The organism is Pseudomonas sp. GW821-FHT01C01, assembly GCF_059422645.1.
On the sequence record NZ_JBWKXF010000036.1, the window covers coordinates 38,066 to 58,688 of the forward strand.

The 20,623-nt window shown below is 59.1% G+C and carries 19 protein-coding genes and 2 pseudogenes; 15 read left to right on the forward strand and 6 right to left on the reverse strand.

Annotated features, from left to right (window positions below; all coding sequences use genetic code 11):
* Window positions 1-124 precede the first annotated feature (124 nt).
* The 4 genes from zwf (at window position 125) to AC07XF_RS20115 (ending at window position 3,992) form a co-directional block, all read left to right on the forward strand.
* Complete coding sequence (gene zwf, locus AC07XF_RS20100) at window positions 125-1,594, forward strand: glucose-6-phosphate dehydrogenase (protein ID WP_495027841.1); 1,470 nt, start codon at window positions 125-127, stop codon at window positions 1,592-1,594.
* Window positions 1,581-2,294: a 6-phosphogluconolactonase gene (gene pgl / locus AC07XF_RS20105; protein ID WP_495027842.1), complete on the forward strand. Its 714-nt coding sequence runs from the start codon at window positions 1,581-1,583 to the stop codon at window positions 2,292-2,294. Before zwf ends, pgl begins: the two co-directional genes overlap by 14 nt.
* Window positions 2,295-2,311: 17 nt before the next feature.
* Window positions 2,312-2,977 carry a bifunctional 4-hydroxy-2-oxoglutarate aldolase/2-dehydro-3-deoxy-phosphogluconate aldolase gene (locus AC07XF_RS20110; protein WP_007974446.1) on the forward strand — a complete coding sequence of 222 codons (666 nt, stop codon included), beginning with the start codon at window positions 2,312-2,314 and terminating at the stop codon, window positions 2,975-2,977.
* Window positions 2,978-3,266: 289 nt separating this feature from the next.
* On the forward strand, window positions 3,267-3,992 hold the full coding sequence (locus AC07XF_RS20115; RefSeq protein WP_495027843.1) for an intradiol ring-cleavage dioxygenase: 726 nt from the start codon (window positions 3,267-3,269) through the stop codon (window positions 3,990-3,992).
* 2 nt (window positions 3,993-3,994) lie between these two features.
* Here AC07XF_RS20115 and AC07XF_RS20120 read toward each other — a convergent pair whose 3' ends face one another.
* Together AC07XF_RS20120 and AC07XF_RS20125 are read right to left on the reverse strand one after the other, a co-directional pair.
* Window positions 3,995-5,176, reverse strand: a complete 1,182-nt coding sequence (locus tag AC07XF_RS20120) for an aminotransferase class V-fold PLP-dependent enzyme (RefSeq protein ID WP_495027844.1) — start codon at window positions 5,174-5,176, stop codon at window positions 3,995-3,997.
* A 19-nt stretch (window positions 5,177-5,195) separates the two neighbouring features.
* Window positions 5,196-5,432, reverse strand: coding sequence for a DUF3820 family protein (locus tag AC07XF_RS20125; protein ID WP_003227425.1), 237 nt, complete (start codon window positions 5,430-5,432; stop codon window positions 5,196-5,198).
* Window positions 5,433-5,635: 203 nt separating this feature from the next.
* On the opposite strand from AC07XF_RS20125, the gene AC07XF_RS20130 reads away from it, so the two are divergent.
* Entirely contained in the window at window positions 5,636-6,100 is a 465-nt protein-coding gene (locus tag AC07XF_RS20130; RefSeq protein ID WP_495027845.1) for a ferritin-like domain-containing protein, read from the forward strand.
* A 114-nt stretch (window positions 6,101-6,214) separates the two neighbouring features.
* Here AC07XF_RS20130 and AC07XF_RS20135 read toward each other — a convergent pair whose 3' ends face one another.
* The gene (locus tag AC07XF_RS20135) at window positions 6,215-6,685 is read right to left on the reverse strand and encodes a MaoC family dehydratase (RefSeq protein WP_007995982.1); all 471 of its coding nucleotides are present in this window, start codon (window positions 6,683-6,685) and stop codon (window positions 6,215-6,217) included.
* 42 nt (window positions 6,686-6,727) lie between these two features.
* Window positions 6,728-7,672 (reverse strand): alpha/beta hydrolase, encoded by a 945-nt coding sequence (locus AC07XF_RS20140; protein ID WP_495027846.1) that lies wholly within the window; start codon window positions 7,670-7,672, stop codon window positions 6,728-6,730.
* Between the two features lie 238 nt (window positions 7,673-7,910).
* Between AC07XF_RS20140 and fadD2 the strand changes: the two genes are divergently transcribed.
* The gene (fadD2, locus tag AC07XF_RS20145) at window positions 7,911-9,599 is read left to right on the forward strand and encodes a long-chain-fatty-acid--CoA ligase FadD2 (RefSeq protein WP_204933250.1); all 1,689 of its coding nucleotides are present in this window, start codon (window positions 7,911-7,913) and stop codon (window positions 9,597-9,599) included.
* 382 nt (window positions 9,600-9,981) lie between these two features.
* Entirely contained in the window at window positions 9,982-11,682 is a 1,701-nt protein-coding gene (fadD1, locus tag AC07XF_RS20150; protein ID WP_495027847.1) for a long-chain-fatty-acid--CoA ligase FadD1, read from the forward strand.
* 134 nt (window positions 11,683-11,816) lie between these two features.
* Here fadD1 and AC07XF_RS20155 read toward each other — a convergent pair whose 3' ends face one another.
* Window positions 11,817-12,194, reverse strand: a complete 378-nt coding sequence (locus tag AC07XF_RS20155; RefSeq protein ID WP_007996168.1) for a hypothetical protein — start codon at window positions 12,192-12,194, stop codon at window positions 11,817-11,819.
* 354 nt (window positions 12,195-12,548) lie between these two features.
* On the opposite strand from AC07XF_RS20155, the gene AC07XF_RS20160 reads away from it, so the two are divergent.
* Window positions 12,549-13,505 (forward strand): YihY/virulence factor BrkB family protein, encoded by a 957-nt coding sequence (locus AC07XF_RS20160; protein WP_495027848.1) that lies wholly within the window; start codon window positions 12,549-12,551, stop codon window positions 13,503-13,505.
* Between the two features lie 2 nt (window positions 13,506-13,507).
* Window positions 13,508-14,047 (forward strand): peptide deformylase, encoded by a 540-nt coding sequence (gene def / locus AC07XF_RS20165; protein WP_103397564.1) that lies wholly within the window; start codon window positions 13,508-13,510, stop codon window positions 14,045-14,047.
* A 116-nt stretch (window positions 14,048-14,163) separates the two neighbouring features.
* Here the strand turns inward: def and AC07XF_RS20170 are convergent, their stop codons facing one another.
* On the reverse strand, window positions 14,164-14,583 hold the full coding sequence (locus AC07XF_RS20170) for a GNAT family N-acetyltransferase (RefSeq protein ID WP_495027849.1): 420 nt from the start codon (window positions 14,581-14,583) through the stop codon (window positions 14,164-14,166).
* A gap of 329 nt (window positions 14,584-14,912) precedes the next feature.
* On the opposite strand from AC07XF_RS20170, the gene AC07XF_RS20175 reads away from it, so the two are divergent.
* From AC07XF_RS20175 to AC07XF_RS20200, 6 genes and pseudogenes are all read left to right on the forward strand, one after another.
* Window positions 14,913-15,854, forward strand: a complete 942-nt coding sequence (locus AC07XF_RS20175) for a fatty acid desaturase (protein ID WP_495027850.1) — start codon at window positions 14,913-14,915, stop codon at window positions 15,852-15,854.
* Between the two features lie 143 nt (window positions 15,855-15,997).
* Window positions 15,998-16,789 (forward strand): phosphate/phosphite/phosphonate ABC transporter substrate-binding protein, encoded by a 792-nt coding sequence (locus AC07XF_RS20180; RefSeq protein ID WP_495027851.1) that lies wholly within the window; start codon window positions 15,998-16,000, stop codon window positions 16,787-16,789.
* Window positions 16,790-17,028: 239 nt separating this feature from the next.
* On the forward strand, window positions 17,029-17,577 hold the full coding sequence (locus AC07XF_RS20185; RefSeq protein ID WP_495027852.1) for a sigma-70 family RNA polymerase sigma factor: 549 nt from the start codon (window positions 17,029-17,031) through the stop codon (window positions 17,575-17,577).
* Window positions 17,574-18,587: an ABC transporter substrate-binding protein gene (locus tag AC07XF_RS20190; protein WP_495027853.1), complete on the forward strand. Its 1,014-nt coding sequence runs from the start codon at window positions 17,574-17,576 to the stop codon at window positions 18,585-18,587. Before AC07XF_RS20185 ends, AC07XF_RS20190 begins: the two co-directional genes overlap by 4 nt.
* A gap of 682 nt (window positions 18,588-19,269) precedes the next feature.
* Window positions 19,270-19,941 (forward strand): annotated as a pseudogene (locus AC07XF_RS20195) (PAS domain-containing protein); the annotation flags it as partial.
* Window positions 19,942-20,073: 132 nt separating this feature from the next.
* Window positions 20,074-20,490 (forward strand): annotated as a pseudogene (locus AC07XF_RS20200) (methyl-accepting chemotaxis protein); the annotation flags it as partial.
* Window positions 20,491-20,623: the final 133 nt, after the last annotated feature.

Sequence of the window (20,623 nt, forward strand, 5' to 3'; positions counted from 1 at the left end):
CTCCGACTGACCACCACTCGGAATCTGTATTTTGCGAAAATGTTGTGGTTATTACTACATTTTCCCTTGAGTGATGCCTTGAAAAAAGGTATTTGTAGCTTAACTTGATAAAAGAACAAACATCATGCTCTCGATTACGGTTGAACCGTGCACCTTTGCCTTGTTCGGCGCCCTTGGCGATCTGGCCTTGCGCAAGCTGTTTCCTGCCCTTTATCAACTCGACGGTGCCGGCCTGCTGCACGAGGACACGCGCATCATCGCGCTGGCCCGTGAGCCTGGCAGCGAGCAGGAACACCTGACGTTCATCGCCTCCGAGCTGCGCCGCTACGTCGGTGCCAAAGAGCTGGATGAAGCCGTGGTCGAGCGTTTCCTGGCGCGCCTGAGCTACCTGCACGTCGACTTCCTCAAAACCGAAGATTATGTGGCCCTGGCCGAAGTTGCCGGCACCACGCAACGTGTCATTGCCTACTTTGCCACGCCGGCAGCCGTCTACGGCGCGATCTGCGAGAACCTGGCCAAGGTCGGTCTGGCGCAAAACACCCGTGTGGTGCTTGAGAAGCCCATCGGTTCGGACCTGGAGTCCTCGCGCAAGGTCAACGACGCCGTGGCGCAGTTCTTCCCGGAGAACCGCACCTACCGCATCGACCACTACCTGGGCAAAGAGACCGTCCAGAACCTGATCGCCCTGCGTTTCGCCAACAGCCTGTTCGAAACCCAGTGGAACCAGAATTACATTTCCCATGTGGAAATCACCGTGGCCGAAAAGGTCGGTATCGAAGGCCGCTGGGGTTACTTCGACAAGGCCGGCCAGCTGCGGGACATGATCCAGAATCACCTGCTGCAATTGCTCTGCCTGATCGCCATGGACCCGCCGGCCGACCTGTCCGCCGACAGCATCCGCGACGAGAAGGTCAAAGTGCTCAAGGCCCTGGCGCCGATCAGCCCGGAAGGCCTGACCACGCAAGTGGTGCGCGGCCAGTACATCGCCGGCTACAGCGAAGGCAAATCGGTACCGGGGTACCTCGAAGAGCCCAACTCCAATACCCAGAGCGACACCGAAACCTTCGTCGCCCTGCGTGCCGACATCCGCAACTGGCGCTGGGCCGGCGTGCCGTTTTACCTGCGTACCGGCAAGCGCATGCCGCAGAAGCTGTCGCAGATCGTCATCCACTTCAAGGAACCGTCGCACTACATCTTCGCTCCCGAGCAGCGCCTGCAAATCAGCAACAAGCTGATTATCCGCCTGCAGCCGGACGAAGGCATTTCCTTGCGTGTAATGACCAAAGATCAAGGCCTGGACAAAGGCATGCAGCTGCGCAGCGGTCCGTTGCAGCTGAATTTTTCCGATACCTGGAGTAGCGCACGGATTCCCGATGCCTACGAGCGGTTGTTGCTGGAAGTGATGCGCGGCAATCAGAACCTGTTTGTCCGTAAAGATGAAATCGAAGCCGCGTGGAAGTGGTGTGACCAGTTGATCGCCGGGTGGAAAAAATCCGGTGATGCGCCCAAGCCGTACGCGGCCGGGTCCTGGGGGCCGATGAGCTCCATTGCACTGATCACGCGGGACGGGAGGTCGTGGTATGGCGATATCTGATTTGAAGTTGCCGCAGGGCGTCAGCGCCCATGCGTTCAAGAGCCCGGTGTTGCTGGCTGAAAGCCTGGCACTGAACGTGGCGAATAAACTGAGCGAGGCGATCGAGACCCAGGGCACTGCGACCCTGGTGGTTTCCGGTGGCCGCAGCCCGGTGGCGTTTTTCCAGCACCTGGCCAGGCAGACGCTGGACTGGTCGAACGTGGTGATCAGCCTGGCCGACGAGCGCTGGGTGCCGGTCGAACACGCCGACAGCAACGCCGGTCTGATCAAGCGTTATCTGTTGCAGGGGCCTGCGGCCAAGGCGCAGTTCCTGAGCCTGTACAGCGCCAGTGCCAACCTTGAACAGGCGGCCGAGCAGGCTGACCGCTTGCTGTCCGAGCTGCCGGTGATCGACGCGCTGGTGCTCGGCATGGGCGATGACGGTCACACCGCGTCGCTGTTCCCCAACAGCCCGAACCTTGCCGAGGCATTGCAGGCCGATGGTGTCCGTCGTTGCTGGCCGATGCTGGCGCCGACCGTACCGCATCAGCGCCTGACCATGAGCCGCGCGCTGCTGGCCTCGGCCAAGCACAAGGTCCTGTCGATTTCCGGTCAGTCCAAGTTGACCACCCTGAGTACCGCACTGGCGGGTGACGATGTCGCCGCAATGCCGGTTCGCGCATTTCTGCAACCCACGTTAGAGATTTACTGGTGCCCATGAGCCAAGGAACAGCCGCTATGACAAACCCATCCCCGACCGTTTCCATGGCGGACAAAGTTGCCCTGATCGACAGCCTCTGCGCGAAAGCGCGGATTCTGCCGGTGATCACCATCGCCCGCGAGCAAGACGTTCTGCCGCTGGCTGACGCCCTCGCGGCCGGTGGCCTGACGGCCCTGGAAGTGACCCTGCGTTCGCAATTCGGCCTCAAGGCGATCCAGATTCTGCGCGAGCAGCGCCCGGAGCTGGTGACCGGTGCCGGTACCGTGCTTGATCGCCACATGCTGGCGGCGGCGGAAGCGGCGGGCTCGCAATTCATCGTGACGCCGGGCATCACCCGTGACCTGCTGGAAGCCAGCGTCGCCAGCCCGATTCCACTGTTGCCGGGTATCAGCAATGCCTCGGGCATCATGGAAGGCTACGGTCTGGGTTACCGCCGTTTCAAGCTGTTCCCGGCGGAAGTCAGCGGCGGCGTCGCGGCCATCAAGGCCCTGGGCGGCCCGTTCGGCGAAGTGAAATTCTGCCCGACCGGCGGCGTTGGCCCGGCCAATATCAAGAGCTACATGGCATTGAAAAACGTCATGTGCGTGGGCGGTAGCTGGATGCTTGATCCGGAGTGGATCAAGAACGGCGACTGGGCCCGCATTCAGGAATGCACCGCCGAGGCCCTGGCGCTGCTGGACTGATCGCTTCACCCGACACCTCGTTGTGTGTTCTACGGCTTTACGGTGCGCTTGGTCGGCGCACCGTTTTTTTTTGCCTGAAGAAAGTTGCCTGGATCGACTCATCCCCCCCCTGTGGGAGCGGGCTTGCTCGCGAAGAGGGAGTGTCAGTCGACATCAACGTTACCTGACACCCCGCATTCGCGAGCAAGCCCGCTCCCACACAAAAAAAGACATCATGCGATACATAGTTACCGCATACCGAAAACCGACCGGTGCTAGCCTGCGTTCATCTTATGGAAGAGAGAACGTCATGGAAGACAACACCTTCGCAGTCCCCTCAGCACCGGTTTACCTGCTGTCCCCCGAACAGATTGCCGGCCCGTATTTCCGCAATCCGAAACTGATCCGTAGAAACATCAGCGAAGGCGCCGATGGCATTCCGTTGGTACTGCGGCTTGCCATCGTCGATGCCATGACCGGTGAGCCGGTCCCGGATGCGCTGGTGGACATCTGGCACTGCAACGCACGGGGCGCCTATTCCGGCTGGAGCAAGATCAACCCGGATGTCGAGGTCGATACCGGTGACATAGGCGCAGTCCCGCGAACCGATGACGATACCTACCTGCGCGGCGGGCAGTTCACCGACAAGTCGGGCATCGTGCGCTTCACCACGATCTATCCGGGTTTTTACGCCGGCCGCGCTTTGCACATTCACGTCGCCGTGCGCATCACAGCCGGCAACAACTATCTGCAAGAGCGGCATGTCGCCTGGGTCGGGCAGCTTTACCTGCCTGAGGTGGCCTCGCGCTCGGTACTTTGCACCCGACCGTACAGCGGTCGAGCCGTGCCGGCACTGATCAACGATCAGGACTTTTTTTATACAACCATGGGCGGTGAAGAATCGACCTTGAACGTCCACACCCTGGGGCGGTCTTCGCCTGAAGACGGATACTTCGGGCAGATGACCATCGGCATCGACACGTTCGCCGTGTCGTCACAGATCAAGCCCGAGGACTTTGACAAGTACACCGTCTGACGTCAGCCCAGTTCGGTCAGTGCCCTGGTCAGCGTATCCATGTCGTGCGCGGTGGTGGTAAGCCCCGGTGTGATGCGGATGCACGGTCCGCACGCCGCGCCACTGCGCGTCACCGTGAACAGGTTGTACTCATTGAGCAGGCGCTCGACCATGACTTGCTGGTCGGCATGTCGGGTAAAACGCATCGAAGTGATGCCGCAATACAGGCGCGGGTCATCCGGGGTCAGGACTTCGACACCCGGCAACCGCCGCGCCGCACCGACCCAGCGGTTGCGCAGATAGTTGAGCCGCGCTCCTTTGGCCGCGGCACCGCCCATCGCCCAATGTTCTTCGAGCACCAGCGGCAGGGTCAGCAGCGCGGGGATGTTGGGGGTGCTGTATGAGGTACGGGCGCGAATGTCAGTGGACGGAAAATGCATCTCGCCCATGTCCGGATCGATATCGGCCAGGCGTTCGGGGGCGATGTAGATGAAGCCGAGTGTCAGCGGCGCGCCAATCCACTTGTGCAGGTTGTAGCCGGCGAAGGCGACACCGAGCTCAGTCAGGTTGAACTCGAGCTGGCCGAGGGCATGGGCACCGTCGAGGATGACATCGATGCCATGTTCTTTCGCGGCGGCTGCAATTGCCTGCACCGGCATCACCAGGCCCGTGCGGTGGGTGACGTGGGTCAGCGCCATCAGCTTCAGCCGCGGATGCCGTGCGAAGGCTTCACGATAGGTATTGAGCAGGCTGTCGAAGGTTGCCGGGTGCGCGTGTTCGATTTCGATCACTTCAACGCCGCGATTACGCGCCAGCCAGCGCATGGCGCCTTTGACCGTGTCGTATTCCAGGTCGCAGAACAGCACTTGGTCGCCGGGCTGGAGACGGTTGTAGTTGCGGATCAGCGACTGCAAACCTTCCGATGCGTTGCGGGTGAGGGCGATGCTTTCGCCGGGGACGCCTATGAGCTTTGCCATCTGCGCGCGGATCTTCAGGCTGTCGCCCTGCTCGAAGCGCTGGCGCACGTAGACCGAGTTACTGCGGTTGATGAGCTCGATGTTGCGCTGGTATTCCTCGACCACCGTGCGCGACATGCGTCCGAAGTAACCGTTCTCCAGGTTGAGCGGGCCGGGTTCGACATCGTAGCGGTCGGCAAAGGTTTGCCAGAAGGCTTCATCACGGGCGCGGCGGGTGTTGTCGGGCATGGGCTACTCGGTAGGTGATTCAGTGGCGCGGGGCAGGTTTGCCGTGTTTGGCGCGCAGCGGTTCGAGCAAGTCCGACAAACCGTTGTGATCGATTTCCTGCATCAGGGCCAGCAGTCCGCCCAACTCGCCATGGGGGAAACCCTCCCGGGCGAACCAGTTCAGGTAAGGGCCGGGCAGGTCGGCAATGATTCGACCCTTGTACTTGCCGAAGGGCATTTCGCGGGTGATCAGCAGTTCGAGCTTTTCAGGATTCATCGATCGGTCGTCTTGATTCAGTCAGTCTGGAAAATACAGGCATTCTGCATGCAGGCCAAATGACAGATCATGCAAATAAAACGGATACAGATTTATTGATATCTGGTAACTGTTTGAAAAATAACGAATAAATAGACAATTCCAAGCTGGCATGCAGGGTGCAATGGTCATTGCACCTTTCATCCACCGCAAGGAATTGAAAAATGACCGACATGAACAAAGAAGCGATTTCTGTACTCAACGACCTGATTGAAACCAGTAAGGACGGTCAGGCCGGGTTCAAGACTTGCGCTGAAGACATCAAGCACCCTGAACTCAAAACCCTGTTTATCAAGCATTCGGCCGATTGTGGTACGGCCGCTGCGCAATTGCAGTCTGCCGTGCGTTCGATGGGGGGCGATCCGCAAACCTCTACCAGTGTCAGCGGCGACCTGCACCGTCGTTGGGTCGACGTGAAGTCGATGTTCAGCGGCAAGGGCGAGGAGTCCGTACTCAATGAAGCCGAGCGCGGCGAGGACCATGCATTGAAGGCTTATCGGAACGCCATGGAGAAAATCAACAAGCACAACCTGGTGGGCATTCGTGACCTGGTTGAGCGTCAGTACCACGGCCTGCAGCGTAATCACGATCAGGTCAAAGCCCTGCGTAACCAGGCGCGTGCACGCTGAAACAACTGTGGGAGCGGGCTTGCTCGCGAATGAGGTTTAACATTCAACAATAATGTTGACTGACACGCCGCCTTCGCGAGCAAGCCCGCTCCCACATGGTTTTATACCAGCCGATCAACCGATGCTGATGGCCGGCAATGTTGTCAGCGTCACGCTCTGTTGCTTGCGTGGCGCGAGGATTTCCGCTTCGCCGTCCACCACCAGCTCATCGCGCTGGTTGAACACGCGAGTGGCAATGCGCACGCGAAACTTCGGCAGTTTTTCCAGGATTTCCAGGCGCACGGTCAGGGTGTCGCCGATCTTCACCGGTTTCTGAAAGCTCATTTGCTGGCCGATGTAGATGGTGCCCGGTCCAGGCAATTCGCAGGCGACTGCCGCGCTGATCAACGCGCCGCTGAACATGCCGTGGGCAATGCGCTCCTTGAACATGGTGCTGGCGGCGTATTCGGCATCCAGGTGCACCGGATTGTGATCGCCGGACATCGCGGCGAACAATTGGATGTCGCGCTCTTCGACGGTCTTGCTGAAACTGGCGGTCTGGCCGACTTCGAGGGCTTCGTAAGGGGTGTTGGTAACCTGGGTCATCTGTCTCAATTCCTGTGACGAATTAAAAAATTCACAAAAAAACTATTCGGATCGGTGCGGCCGAGGCGTGCTCAAGGCTTGTGCGATCCAGTTCAGCACATCGGCGATGATTTCATCGCGGTTGCTCTCGTTGAACAGTTCGTGCCGCGCCTGCGGGTAAACGGTCAGTTGCAGGTGCTGGCTGCCGGCCGCTCGCAGCGCGTCGGCCAGCCCCTTCAGACGTTTGCCTTCGCTCACTGGATCACATTCACCGCCAATCACCAGCAGCGGCAGGCCTGGATCGATCTGCGCGAGATTGGACGCTTTGCTGATTTGCTGCAACCCGCCGAGCAAATCGATCCACAGTTGATTGGTGCAGCGAAAGCCGCAGAGCGGATCGTTGACATACAGATCGACCTGCGCCGGGTCGCGGCTGAGCCAGTCGAACGGCGTGCGGGCCGGTTTGAATTTGTTGTTGAACGAGCCGAATGACAGCCATTCGATCAATGCGCTGCGTCCTTTCCCACCCTGGCGCAGGCGTTCGAAACGGGCGATTTGCCGTGCCGCGCGATAAAGCGCCACTGGCTGGAAGTTCGAGCCGCTGAGGATTGCACCGTGCAGGCTGGCACTGTGGTGCAGCAGATAGGCCTGGGCGATGTAACTGCCCATGCTGTGGCCGAGCAGCACGATCGGTACGCCAGGGTGCTGCTGGCCGATGTGCTGGTTGAGGCACGCCAGGTCGCTGACGACCTTGCACCAGCCGTCGTCATCGGCGAAATGCCCGAGGGTCCCGTTTTCGGCAGTTTTGCCATGTCCACGCAGGTCCGGTGCACACACACCATAGCCCTGATCACAGAGTTTTTCCGCAAGAGGTCCATAGCGCCCGCTGTGTTCGGCCATGCCGTGGGCCAGCAGAATCATTGCCTTGAGGCTGCCGTCGGGAAGCCACTGGTTGACGAAGAGACGGCTGTGGTCGCTCGTGGTCAGCCAGAAAGTGTCATGGATCATGGCGGTTCCTTTGCACTGAGTCGTTGCATTGTATAGCGCATCCCGTTGCACGCGTCTGATCAGCCCGCAGCAAGGCAGGAAGATTCACACGATCAATGACGGCTTTCGGCATATTTGCCTGAATCGCCATAGCTGCTAGTGTCCGTGAAGCTCCGCTTTTCGCTTTCTCCTTTGAGGGATCAGAGAGAAATGACAGAAAAGTGGCCCCGGATAGATTCAGGTAAAGAGGACAAGAACAATGCAACCTGATTTCTGGAATGACAAACGCCCGGCCGGCGTCCCCCTGAATATCGACCTGGGGGCCTACAAGTCGGTGATCGAGGTGTTCGAGCGTTCCTGCAAGAAGTTTGCTGACCGCCCCGCGTTCAGCAACATGGGCATCACCCTGACCTACGCCGAATTGGAACGCCACAGCGCCGCCTTCGCCGGTTACCTGCAAGCCCACACCGACCTGGTGCCAGGGGACCGCATTGCGGTGCAGATGCCCAACGTCCTGCATTACCCGATTGCCGTGTTCGGCGCCTTGCGCGCCGGGCTGATCGTGGTCAACACCAACCCGCTGTACACCGCGCGGGAAATGCGTCATCAGTTCAAGGACTCCGGTGCCCGGGCGCTGGTGTACCTGAACGTGTTCGGGCAGAAAGTCCAGGAAGTCCTGCCCGACACCGATATCCAGTACCTGATCGAAGCGAAGATGGGCGACCTGATGCCTGCCGCCAAGGGCTGGCTGGTCAATACCGTGGTCAGCAAGGTGAAGAAAATGGTCCCGGACTATTCCTTGCCCCAGGCAGTTTCCTTCAAGAGCGCGCTGCGCCTGGGCCGAGGCCTGGGTATCAAGCCGCTGAACGTCGGCCTCGACGACATCGCCGTGCTGCAATACACCGGCGGCACCACCGGCCTGGCCAAGGGCGCGATGCTGACCCACGGCAACCTGGTGGCGAACATGCAGCAAGCGCGGGCTTGCCTCAGTCAGCATGGAAGTGACGGCCAGCCGTTGTTGCGCGAAGGCCAGGAGGTCATGATCGCGCCGCTGCCGCTGTACCACATCTATGCCTTCACCGCGAACTGCATGTGCATGATGGTGACGGGCAACCACAACGTGCTGATCACCAACCCGCGGGACATCGGCGGCTTCATCAAGGAACTGAAGAACTGGCGCTTCTCGGCGCTGCTGGGGCTCAACACGCTGTTCGTCGCGCTGATGGATCACCCGGACTTCAAGACCCTGGATTTCTCCAGCCTCAAGCTCACCAACTCCGGCGGCACTGCGCTGGTCAAGGCCACCGCCGAGCGTTGGGAACAACTGACCGGTTGCCGCATCACCGAAGGTTACGGCCTGACCGAAACCTCGCCGGTGGCTTGTACCAACCCGTATGGCGACCAGTCGCGGATCGGCACGGTCGGCCTGCCGGTGCCAGGCACCACGCTGAAAGTCATCAGCGATGACGGCGTCGAACAACCGCTGGGTGAGCGCGGCGAGTTGTGCATCAAAGGCCCGCAGATCATGAAGGGCTACTGGCAGAAGCCCGATGCCACGGCCGAGGTGCTGGATGCCGAGGGCTGGTTCAAGTCCGGTGACATTGCGGTGATCGACCCGGACGGTTTCGTGCGCATCGTTGACCGCAAGAAGGACATGATCATTGTCTCGGGCTTCAACGTGTACCCGAACGAGATCGAAGACGTGGTGATGGCCCACCCGAAGGTCGCCAACTGTGCGGTCATCGGTGTGCCCGACGAGCGGTCGGGGGAAGCGGTGAAGCTGTTCGTGGTGGCCCGTGAAGCGGGCGTCAGCCTTGAAGAGTTGAAGGCCTACTGCAAGGAGAACTTCACGGCGTACAAAGTACCGAAGCACATCGTGCTGCGTGAGTCGTTGCCAATGACGCCGGTGGGCAAGATCCTGCGGCGGGAGTTGCGTGATATCGCCTGATCGCTGAATGGCCGATCCCTGTAGGAGCGAGCCTGCTCACGATGGACGTCAACGATAACGCGCCCTGTTTGAATGATCGCGTCGTCCGGACGTTTTTCGCGAGCAAGCTCGCTCCTACAGTTTTAGCGCGAAAGCCCCGATTTTCGGGGCTTTCAGGGGATATATAGAATTTTTGCTCTAAAATGACTGCTTGCAAGTCTTGAGTCACAAAAGTGACCGTAGAGGCCGCTTTTGGCTCTAGTCGACCCTTGGCAAAGCTGCTACTCTCGGCGCGCTTTGTGACTTCTCGGCCTTCTATCAGCCAGATTCACCAATGGCCAAACACCAATAATAATCGCATCAAATGCGGTGCTGAATTCGCGTTGCTGAGGAGTGGGCTTCCATGATCGAAGACTTTTGGAAGGATAAGTACCCAGCTGGGATTGCTGCCGACATCAATCCAGACGAGTATCCGAATATTCAGGCAGTGTTGAAGCAATCCTGCCAACGCTTCGCCAACAAGCCGGCATTCAGCAACCTGGGCAAGACAATCACCTACGGTGAACTGTACGAATTGTCCGGTGCCTTTGCCGCTTACCTGCAACAGCATACCGATTTGCAGCCAGGCGATCGAATCGCCGTGCAACTGCCCAACGTGTTGCAGTACCCGGTTGCCGTCTTCGGCGCCATCCGCGCCGGGTTGATCGTGGTCAACACCAACCCGCTGTACACCGCACGGGAAATGGAACACCAGTTCAACGACTCCGGTGCCAAAGCCTTGGTCTGCCTGGCCAACATGGCGCACCTGGCGGAAACCGTGGTGCCGAAAACCGGCGTCAAGCACGTGATCGTCACCGAAGTCGCCGACCTGCTGCCACCGCTCAAGCGTCTGCTGATCAACAGCGTCATCAAGTACGTGAAGAAGATGGTGCCGGCCTATCACTTGCCAAAAGCCATCAAGTTCAACGACGTGCTGAGCAAAGGCCTGGGTCAACCCGTGGCGGAAGCCAACCCGGCCAGCGGCGATGTCGCGGTGCTGCAATACACCGGCGGCACCACTGGCGTGGCCAAGGGCGCGATGCTGACCCACCGCAACCTGGTGGCGAACATGTTGCAGTGCAAGGCGCTGATGGGTTCCAACCTCAATGCAGGTTGCGAGATTCTGATCACACCGCTGCCGCTGTACCACATCTATGCCTTCACCTTTCATTGCATGGCGATGATGCTGGCGGGCAACCACAACATCCTGATCAGCAACCCGCGCGACCTGCCGGCGATGGTCAAGGAACTGTCGAAGTGGAAGTTCAGTGGTTTCGTCGGCCTGAACACGCTGTTCGTGGCCCTGTGCAACAACGAAGGCTTCCGCAAGCTGGACTTCTCCGCGCTGAAAGTCACCTTGTCGGGCGGCATGGCCCTGCAACTGGCGGCGGCCGAACGCTGGAAAGCGGTGACCGGTTGCGCCATCTGCGAAGGCTACGGCATGACCGAAACCAGCCCGGTGGCGACGGTGAACCCGATCCAGCACATCCAGGTCGGCACCATCGGCATTCCGGTGCCGTCGACCCTGTGCAAAGTCATCGACGATGCCGGTGTCGAGCAGCCGCTGGGCGAAATCGGCGAACTGTGTGTGAAGGGCCCGCAAGTCATGAAGGGTTACTGGCAGCGCCAGGAAGCCACCGATGACATCCTCGACAGCGAAGGCTGGTTGAAGACCGGTGATATCGCGCTGATCCAGCCGGACGGCTACATGCGCATCGTCGATCGCAAGAAAGACATGATTCTGGTATCCGGTTTCAACGTCTACCCGAACGAACTCGAAGACGTGCTGGCCACCCTGCCGGGCGTGCTGCAATGCGCGGCCATCGGTGTACCGGACGAGAAGTCGGGCGAGGCGATCAAGATTTTCATCGTTGCCAAACCGGGCGTGACCCTGACCAAGGAACAGGTGATGGAGCACATGCGCGCCAACGTCACCGGCTACAAGGTCCCGCGCTCCGTGGAGTTCCGCGATGCACTGCCGACCACCAACGTCGGCAAGATCCTGCGTCGTGAATTGCGCGATGAAGAGCTGAAGAAGATCAACGCGAAGAAAGCCACCGCGTAATCAACAAAAAAGCCCCGCAGATGCGGGGCTTTTTGCATCTGTAGGAGCGAGCTTGCTCGCGATGGTCGTTAACGATAACGCGTGTTTACTGGTTAAACGCAGCGCTCTTGAATCCATCGCGAGCAAGCTCGCTCCTACAAGCGAAATGGCGCGAAGTTGACGTTGGTACCCGCCGGGCGCATGTCTTGCAGGTACGAGTCCTTGTCGGCGCTCAATTCCAGGCTCAGGGCCGCCTTGCGTTTGCCCTGGTTGCGTACCACCAGGCCTTCAAGCTTCTCGCGCAGGAACACGGTCGGCACTTTCAGGTGCAGCAGTTCGTCGGTGTCTGGCGTGTGCATCAGCAGGTGAATCCACTCGTACTGACCCACGGCCAGGCGCGCTACCGGGATGTCGAACCACCAGATATTGCGGTTGCGGTTCAATTCGGTGAAGTGGCAGTTGTTGACGCCAAGCACAGCACCGCCGAGTTCCTGGTTTCTGCGGGCAATGGCCTGCTTTTTATCGAGTTTCATAACGTTCCTACGGGATTGGATCTTCAGCGCCATGGCCTGAATGTGTTGCGCATTCTCAGGGGTTGCCGGGCAAACATAAAGCGCAACCTGCACTGAACGATGAAATGTCGTGGTGAAAATAAATGAAACGCCCTGCAAAAGCCCCCGGTCAACCTTGTGTAACGACTTTCCTCCATTGAAATGTCTTTAATGAAAAGAAGAAGTGGCCATCTTCAGTTGCCTGTTTTTGTGTCAGCCTGAACTTGCACACTGAAATTGTTTCAAAGTCGCCAAGTGGGCTACCTTGATGAAGAAAACGGCCCCTGAGTCGCCACGACTTCAACCCAAATGCGTATGCGGCGAATGGAGACGCTAATGATTTTTCCGGACATGAGAGGCTTGCCCCTGCACCGTGTGATGATGCGCACGGTCACCGAGTTCATTGCCGACGAGATGTCGACCTATGCCTCGGCGCTCGCCTATCAAATGCTGTTTTCGCTGTTTCCGTTCATTCTGTTTCTGATCGCCCTGATCGGCTTCCTGCATCTGCCCGACTTCTTCTCCTGGCTGCGCCTGCAATCGGAACTCGTATTGCCGCCCCAGGCACTGGAGCAGGTCAACCCGGTGATCGACCAGTTGCAGCAATCCAAGGGCGGCTTGCTGTCGGTGGGTATCGTGATTGCGCTGTATACCGCCTCCGCCGGTGTGCGGCTGATGATGAGCGCGATGAATGCGGCCTACGACGTGGTGGAAGGGCGCCCGCTGTGGAAACGCTTTCCGTTGTCGATCATCTATACCGTCGGCATTGCCGGCATGCTGCTGATCGCCGCCGCGCTGATGGTGCTCGGGCCGCAGGTGATGAGCTGGATCGCTGCGCAAGTCGGCCTTGAGTACTTCATCGTCACGCTCTGGACCATCGCGCGCTGGCCGGTGATCGTGATTCTGCTGATGGTCGCGGTGGCGTTGATCTATTACGTCATGCCTGACGTCAAACAGGAGTTTCGCTTCATCACCCCTGGCTCTGTGCTGGCGGTGGTGGTGTGGATCATCGCGTCCCTGGGCTTCGGTTTGTACGTCAAGGAGTTCGCCAACTACAACGCCATGTATGGCAGTATCGGTGCGATCATCGTGCTGTTGCTGTACTTCTACATTTCCGCGGCCGTGCTGCTGCTTGGCGCGGAGATGAATGCGGTGATCGAGCACATGTCGCGAGAGGGCAAGGACCCTGGCGAAAAAGTGGCTGGCGAGCATGGTCCCGTCCATGAGGAAAAACACCACGTGTCGGGGCTGGGCCGCGATCACTCAATCAAACCGACCATTGATGAAACCTGATCATGATTCGTGAAATTCTGAAAATGGGCGATGAGCGCCTGCTGCGCATTGCCCCGCCGGTGCCGGCCGAGATGTTCGACAGCCCCGAGCTGTGGCAACTGATCGATGACATGTTCCAGACCATGGAAAGTGTGGGGGGCGTTGGCCTGGCTGCTCCGCAGATCGGCGTCGACCTGCAACTGGTGATCTTCGGTTTCGAGCACAGCGAGCGTTATCCGGATGCCGAGGCCGTGCCGCAGACGATTCTGATCAACCCGTTGATCACTCCGTTGAGCCCGACCCTGGAAGAGGGTTTCGAAGGGTGTTTGTCCGTGCCTGGCCTGCGCGGCGCGGTGCAGCGTTACCAGCAGATTCGCTACGAAGGCGTCGACCCCAAGGGTGAACCCATCGTGCGTATTGCATCGGGGTTTCACGCACGGGTGGTGCAGCATGAGTGTGATCACCTGATCGGCCGCTTGTACCCGTCGCGCATTACCGACTTCAGCAAGTTTGGCTTCACCGAGGTGATGTTCCCGGATCTGGATCCCAACGCGGACGATTAAATCGCCGAAAAACCCTGTGGGAGCGGGCTTGCTCGCGAAAGCGGTTTAACAGTCAAAACTGATGGTGACTGACACACCGCCTTCGCGAGCAAGCCCGCTCCCACATTGGATCTTCATCAGGCTTGAGCAGGTTCCAGCCCCATCGCAATCATCGGCTTGCTGCGGGCATAACGGCTCAACCGTTCAACCATCGCGTAAGGCATCGACGGATCGAAAGTAAACCCGCGCCGTTCATAAAACCCGCGCAAGTCCGGATGACAGAACAACCACACCGGCAGGTCGCAATCCTTCACCGCGGCCGCAATCAACCCGGCGGCAATCCCTTGTTCGCGACACCCCGGATCGACAAACAACCCGGTCAGCCAATGTCCACCGGACACCGGACGCAAACACAGCGCGGCAACAATCTGGTCACGCCGGGCCACCCACAGCTGCGCGTCGCGCACGGCCTTCATTGACGATTGGTGAGCGCGATAGAACTTGTTCATCAAAGGCCATAATGGCTCGTCGAGCAGGGTGTATTGGGTGTCGGGCATGGTCTCGGACTGTCGGTATGCAAAGCGAGCGATTATAAAAGAACGCGCGCGCCGGGATAGGTGTATACCTGATCTCACATCCCTGTGAGTGGAGTACGCATCATGTCCAAAGGTATGGATTCAAAGAAAGCGGCGAAAAAGAAACCGGTGAAAACCGCTATTGAAAAGCGCGCGGACAAGAAGGCCAAAAAGGTCGGCGTGTTCGGTCACTGAACCCGCGTTGATTGATCGCTCCCATGCAACATGGGAGCGATCCTCCTGAAAATAATCTGCAAGATTTCCCAAGGCCATTGCACAGAAGGGGACTGGTCCCCGATCTGAGCAACGCCATGCCCCATTACTTTGATAGCGCCCACCAAGAAGAAATCGAAACCCTGCGCCGACGCTTCACCGCGCGCACCGAATGGCCGACCTGGTTGCTGCTGATCGGTGTATACGGCGGCTGGTTTGGCATCGTGTTGACCAGCCATCGGTTGGGTTTGTGGTGGAGCACGTTGTTGCTGATTCCGTTGCTGGTGCTGTGGTTGTCTGTGCAACACGAACTGCTGCACGGTCATCCCACACGCTGGCCAACCCTGAACAAAATACTGGGCTACGCGCCGTTTGCCGTTTGGTATCCGTACACCTTGTATCGCGATAGCCATTTGCTGCATCACCGCGACGAGGATCTGACAATTCCCGGTCGTGATCCGGAAAGCCGTTACCTGAGCGCCGGGCAGTGGCAGGGCAGTTCACTGCTGGTGCGCAGCTTGCACTGGCTGAACAAAACCGTGCTCGGGCGCTTTGTCCTGGGTGCACCGCTGGCCTTGGTGGCGTTGGCCCGGGAAGAACTGCAGCGCCTGAGAACAGGCGAGCATCAGGCCTGGCTGATGTGGCTGAGCCACGGCTTGATGACTGGGTTGATGCTGCTGTTCATCGCGCGCTTCAGTGTGTTGCCGGTTTGGCATTACCTGTTTTTGATCAGTGTGCCGGCGCTGTCGATTGCCATGATTCGCTCCTACTATGAACATCGGCCTCACGCGGCGCCGGAGCAACGCACCGTGCTCAATGAAGCGGCGTGGCCGTGGCGCTGGTTGTTCCTGAACCTCAACTTTCATCTGGTGCATCACGAATTGCCGGGGTTGTCCTGGTACGACTTGCCCCGCGTCTATCGGGCCCGCCGCGAGCAATGGCTGGCGCGCAGTGGTGGATTTCTGGTGCAGGGTTATGGGCAGTTGTGGCGTCGACACAGTGTGAAAGCCATCGATAGCCCGAGGCATCCGTTTCACTGATTTTTCTGCCAGACGCCTTCCCTCTGTGGGAGCGGGCTTGCTCGCGAAGGCGTCGTCTCTGCCAACATCAATGTTGAATGACACACCGCATTCGCGAGCAAGCCCGCTCCCACAGGGGATTTTCGTTACACGGGACTATTTCGATGACCCAACACATTGCCGAACTGCTGATGTACACCGCCCCCGAACCCATTCATCAGGCCAATGAACGCTGGCTGGCGCGAATCCTCGAGCACCTGGGCGAAACCCGCAGCGCTGCCGAAGGCCTGTCACTGATGGAGCTGTGGCTGTCGCCGCACTTGCTGCTCACCCAAACCTGCGGTTATCCGCTGATGACAGCATTGCGCGGCAAGGTCCGGGTGCTGGGGCGCCCTCGTTATGAACTGCCGGACAGCAGCGGCGGCAATCATTGCAGCCTGCTGTTGGGCCGCGTCGATGATCGACGACAGACCTTGGCGGATTTTCACCACAGCCGAGGCGTGATCAATGGCCAGGACTCCAACAGCGGCATGAACCTGCTGCGCCACCGGTTGGCGCCGTTGCAACGTGACGGGCAGTTTTTTGCTCAGGTTGGAATCAGTGGTAGTCATCGCGAAAGCCTGCGCTGGTTGCGCGAAGGCCTTGCTGATCTGGCGGCCATCGACAGCGTGACCTTTGCCTGTCTGGCGCGCCATGCCGAGGAGGAAGTGGCCGGTTTGCGCGTGATTGCTCGCAGTGCATTGAGTCCGACGTTGCCCTACATCACGGCAGCCACCGTCAGCGATCAGCAGGCTGAAGCGCTATTGCAGGCGATGAATCAGGCGTTGCGCGAATTGCCGGACGTCGCCGAAATCCTCGGGTTGCCAGAGGTGCTGCCGGCTAGCGAAAGCGACTATCGGGTTGTGCTCGATTATCAGCATGAGGCCGAGATGCTGGGGTATGGAGATTTGCGATAGGGCGCAAATGTTGGGTCGACAGGTCCATTTTTCGCGGGCAAGCCACGCTCCCACAGGTACACCGAAACCCTGTAGGAGTGGGCTTGCCCGCGATGACGGACTGTCAGGCGCAAGTGATCTTTAATTCTTTATAGGAATATAAAAATAAGTTTTAAATATTATTAATGAATAAGGCTCCTTGCTAGGATTCGCCTCACCGGACCACCGGACATTCAGCGACCCCTAACTCAGGAGCCCCTATGTCCGGCGCCGATATTCTTCATCGCAAACACGTGGACGGACTGTTCCGCGCTCACTACCACTGGCTCTGCACACGCCTGCGTCAATCTCTGAACGATGCCGCCGGTGTCGAGGACATTGCCTGCGAAACCTTCGTGCAACTGCTCGAAGCCCCTGGCCTGACGGCAATCCGTGAACCCCGTGCCTTGCTCACCACCATCGCCCGGCGCCTGCTCTATCAGCGTTGGCGTCGAGGTGATCTGGAGCGCCGGCATCTTCAGCAGCTGCAACAGGCCGAGCCGATCCACGCCGAGTCACCGGAGGTTCTGGCTCAGTTGTCCCAGACCCTGACCCGTGTGGATCGCAGTCTCCAGCGGCTGCCAGGCAAAGTCCGCTCGACCTTCCTGCTGTCGCGGATCGACGGCCTGACCTATCCGCAAATTGCCGCTGCGCTGGGCATCTCGCTCCGTTCAGTCAGCGACTACATGACCCGTTCCCAGGCGCTGTGCGACCGGCACAGCGCCAATCAATCCCTGAACCGTCCACTCCAGAACAAGAGGTCCGCATGAGATCGATCAAAACCCTGCTCGGCAGTTCGCTGCTGGCCCTGAGTCTGTTGTCCCACCCGGCATCGGCCACGGAAAAAACGGCGCCTATCCACTTTGGCGACATCACGTGGGAAAGCGGTAGCCTCATCACCGAAATCCTGCGCCTGATCGTTGAAAAAGGTTACGGCTACCCGACCGACACGCTGCCGGGCAGCACCGTCAGCCTGGAAGCGGCGCTGGCCAAAAACGATATCCAGGTCATCGGTGAAGAGTGGGCCGGGCGCAGTCCTGCGTGGGTCAAGGCTGCGGCGGAGGGCAAGGTATTCGGCCTCGGCGATACGGTCAAAGGCGCCACCGAGGGTTGGTGGGTGCCGGAGTACGTGATCAAGGGCGATCCCGAGCGCGGCATCAAGCCCTTGGCGCCTGAGCTGAAGTCCGTTGCCGACCTGGCGAAGTACAAGGATGTGTTCCGCGACCCCGAAGACCCGAGCCGCGGACGCTTCCTCAACAGCCCGACCGGCTGGACCTCGGAAATCGTCAACAGCCAGAAACTCAAGGCCTATGACCTGACCGCCAGCTACGTCAACTTCCGCACCGGCTCCGGCGCCGCACTGGATGCCGAGGTGGCGTCGTCGATCCGCCGTGGCAAACCGGTGCTGTTCTACTACTGGTCGCCGACCCCGCTGTTGGGGCGGTTCAAACTGGTGAAACTCGACGAACCGCCGTTCGACGCCGAAGCCTGGAAAACCCTGGCCGATGCCAACAACCCGAATCCCAAGGGCACCCGGTCGATGCCGGCCAGCCTGGCCATCGGCGTGTCGGCACCGTTCAAGGTGCAATATCCGGACTTGGTGAGATTCTTCGAAAAAGTCGATTTGCCGATTGATCTGTTGAACCAGACTTTGGGCCAGATGAGCGAAAAACGGCAGAAACCCCGCGAAGTCGCCGAAGCGTTTTTGCGTGATCAGCCGCAGGTGTGGAAGGGCTGGGTGCCGGGGGAGGTGGCTACCAGGGTGAGTGCCAGCTTGTAGTTCGTTCTGAAATTTCTGCGGTGTTTGTGCGGCTGTCTTCGCGAACAAGCCCGCTCCCACGTTGGATCTTTGATGTCCACAAACCCTGTGGTCACCGCTGATCCCCTGTGGGAGCGGGCTTGCTCGCGAATGGTCTACAGTCTTACGCCAATTCGGCAGCCAACGCCGCTTTCACTGTCGGTCGCTGAATCGTTTTTGTCCTCAATGATGGCTGACTAGTGGCCTTGCAGCTCCAGGTTTGCTGTCTATGATCAGGTGTAACTAACTATGTCGACCGTGATGAGGCAGTCGATCTCTTGGCGAAAGAGTGCGCAATCGAAGGCACCGACACTTAATGGCAAGGAGCCGTGCGCTAAATGGAATTTGTTGTGAATCTGTTAGGGCTGGCCTGCTTGCGGGCTATCAAGAGAAGGATGTCTTGATGAGAGTGCCGTTTTAAGGACCCTCCGATTGATCATCATTTATCACCTGACTAGTCCTTCTTCTTGGAGGGATGCGTGTGCCTGTTCCATGGAACGTAGTGGTGGATGTGAAAGACCTGCAACTTTCATCAATCAAAAACCGCACAGAAGGTGATGCAACAATGTTCAACCTACATCACAAGGCTGACCTGCTGGAAATCGAACGATTCAGCTGTGCGCTGACCGAGGCCAACTCCAAGCTGGCGGCGATCAGTCGTTCGATGGCGATGATTGAATTCACCCCGGACGGCATCGTCATCGATGCCAACGAAAACTTTTGCAGTGCCATGGGTTACAGCGCCGAAGAAGTGCGCGGCAAGCATCACCGGATCTTTTGTGAAGAGCAGTTTTACCGCAGCGACGACTACACCAAACTGTGGCGCGACCTGGCGCGGGGCGAGCCGCTGAGCGGGACCTTTTTGCGCTTGCACAAAAGCGGCCGTGAAATCTGGCTCGAGGCCAGCTACATGCCGGTGCTGGGCCCCGACCGGCAAGTCAAGAGCGTGATCAAGGTCGCTACCGACATCACCGCCCGGGTCAACAAGGAACATGAAAACGAAAGCCGACTCGCCGCGATAGGCCGCTCCATGGCGGTGATCGAGTTCACTCCCGATGGCAAGGTCATCAGCGCCAACGAAAACTTCCTGAAGACCATGCATTACTCGCTCAGCGAGGTGCTCGGCCAGCATCACAGCCTGTTCTGCCACCGGGCCGAAGCCGAGTCCCAGGGCTACAGGAATTTCTGGGCCTCGCTCAATCGTGGCGAATACCACTCTCACCGTTTCGAGCGCAGGAACAAGCAAGGTCAGACCGTATTTCTGGAAGCGTCCTACAACCCGTTGTTCGACGCCAAGGGCCGGTTGTACAAAGTGGTCAAGTTCGCCAGCGACATCACTCACCAGATGACCACCCTGCAAACCGCCGCTGAATCGGCCCACAGCACCTCGGTGCAAAACGACGTCTGTGCGCGCAAAGGGTCCGAGGTGGTGCAGCAGACGGTGCAGATCATCCAGGACATTTCCCGTGACCTGAACGAAGCGGCACTGAGCATCGATGCCGTGAGCAAGCAGTCCGACATCATCGGCACCATCGTGCAGACCATCCGCGGCATTGCCGATCAGACCAACCTGCTGGCGCTCAATGCCGCGATCGAAGCGGCCCGCGCCGGCGAGCACGGGCGCGGGTTTGCGGTGGTGGCCGATGAAGTGCGCAGCCTCGCGGCGCGCACCAGTCAGGCGACCTTGGAGATTGTCGATGTGGTGCGCAAGAACCACGATTTGTCGCTCAGCGCGGTGTCGAGCATGCAATCGAGTCTGAGTCGTACCGGGCTCGGGGTTGAGTTGGCGAACGAGGCGGGGGAGGTGATCCTGGAAATCCAGCAGGGTTCGCGGCATGTGGTGGATGCGATCAGCCAGTTCAACTCGACGTTGCAACTGAACTAGTCGTGACAAATGAAAAAGGGTCCCGGTAGAGGGTATCTGTAGCAGCTGCCGAGCCCGCGAGGCTGCGTTCGGCTGCGAAGCAGTCGTAAAATCAGTCATTGCGGTACGTCAGGCAGGCCGCGTCAGCTGGACT

Excerpts from the sequence above, each read along its gene's own strand:
- fadD1 (WP_495027847.1), top strand. The coding sequence starts at position 9,982 with ATGATCGAAGACTTTTGGAAGGATAAGTACCCAGCTGGGATTGCTGCC.
- pgl (WP_495027842.1), top strand. The coding sequence starts at position 1,581 with ATGGCGATATCTGATTTGAAGTTGCCGCAGGGCGTCAGCGCCCATGCG.
- AC07XF_RS20110 (WP_007974446.1), top strand. The coding sequence starts at position 2,312 with ATGACAAACCCATCCCCGACCGTTTCCATGGCGGACAAAGTTGCCCTG.
- AC07XF_RS20190 (WP_495027853.1), top strand. The coding sequence starts at position 17,574 with ATGAGATCGATCAAAACCCTGCTCGGCAGTTCGCTGCTGGCCCTGAGT.
- AC07XF_RS20185 (WP_495027852.1), top strand. The coding sequence starts at position 17,029 with ATGTCCGGCGCCGATATTCTTCATCGCAAACACGTGGACGGACTGTTC.
- AC07XF_RS20175 (WP_495027850.1), top strand. The coding sequence starts at position 14,913 with ATGCCCCATTACTTTGATAGCGCCCACCAAGAAGAAATCGAAACCCTG.
- AC07XF_RS20130 (WP_495027845.1), top strand. The coding sequence starts at position 5,636 with ATGACCGACATGAACAAAGAAGCGATTTCTGTACTCAACGACCTGATT.
- AC07XF_RS20155 (WP_007996168.1), bottom strand. The coding sequence starts at position 12,194 with ATGAAACTCGATAAAAAGCAGGCCATTGCCCGCAGAAACCAGGAACTC.
- AC07XF_RS20160 (WP_495027848.1), top strand. The coding sequence starts at position 12,549 with ATGATTTTTCCGGACATGAGAGGCTTGCCCCTGCACCGTGTGATGATG.
- AC07XF_RS20180 (WP_495027851.1), top strand. The coding sequence starts at position 15,998 with ATGACCCAACACATTGCCGAACTGCTGATGTACACCGCCCCCGAACCC.
- def (WP_103397564.1), top strand. The coding sequence starts at position 13,508 with ATGATTCGTGAAATTCTGAAAATGGGCGATGAGCGCCTGCTGCGCATT.
- AC07XF_RS20170 (WP_495027849.1), bottom strand. The coding sequence starts at position 14,583 with ATGCCCGACACCCAATACACCCTGCTCGACGAGCCATTATGGCCTTTG.
- fadD2 (WP_204933250.1), top strand. The coding sequence starts at position 7,911 with ATGCAACCTGATTTCTGGAATGACAAACGCCCGGCCGGCGTCCCCCTG.
- zwf (WP_495027841.1), top strand. The coding sequence starts at position 125 with ATGCTCTCGATTACGGTTGAACCGTGCACCTTTGCCTTGTTCGGCGCC.
- AC07XF_RS20120 (WP_495027844.1), bottom strand. The coding sequence starts at position 5,176 with ATGCCCGACAACACCCGCCGCGCCCGTGATGAAGCCTTCTGGCAAACC.
- AC07XF_RS20140 (WP_495027846.1), bottom strand. The coding sequence starts at position 7,672 with ATGATCCATGACACTTTCTGGCTGACCACGAGCGACCACAGCCGTCTC.
- AC07XF_RS20135 (WP_007995982.1), bottom strand. The coding sequence starts at position 6,685 with ATGACCCAGGTTACCAACACCCCTTACGAAGCCCTCGAAGTCGGCCAG.
- AC07XF_RS20115 (WP_495027843.1), top strand. The coding sequence starts at position 3,267 with ATGGAAGACAACACCTTCGCAGTCCCCTCAGCACCGGTTTACCTGCTG.
- AC07XF_RS20125 (WP_003227425.1), bottom strand. The coding sequence starts at position 5,432 with ATGAATCCTGAAAAGCTCGAACTGCTGATCACCCGCGAAATGCCCTTC.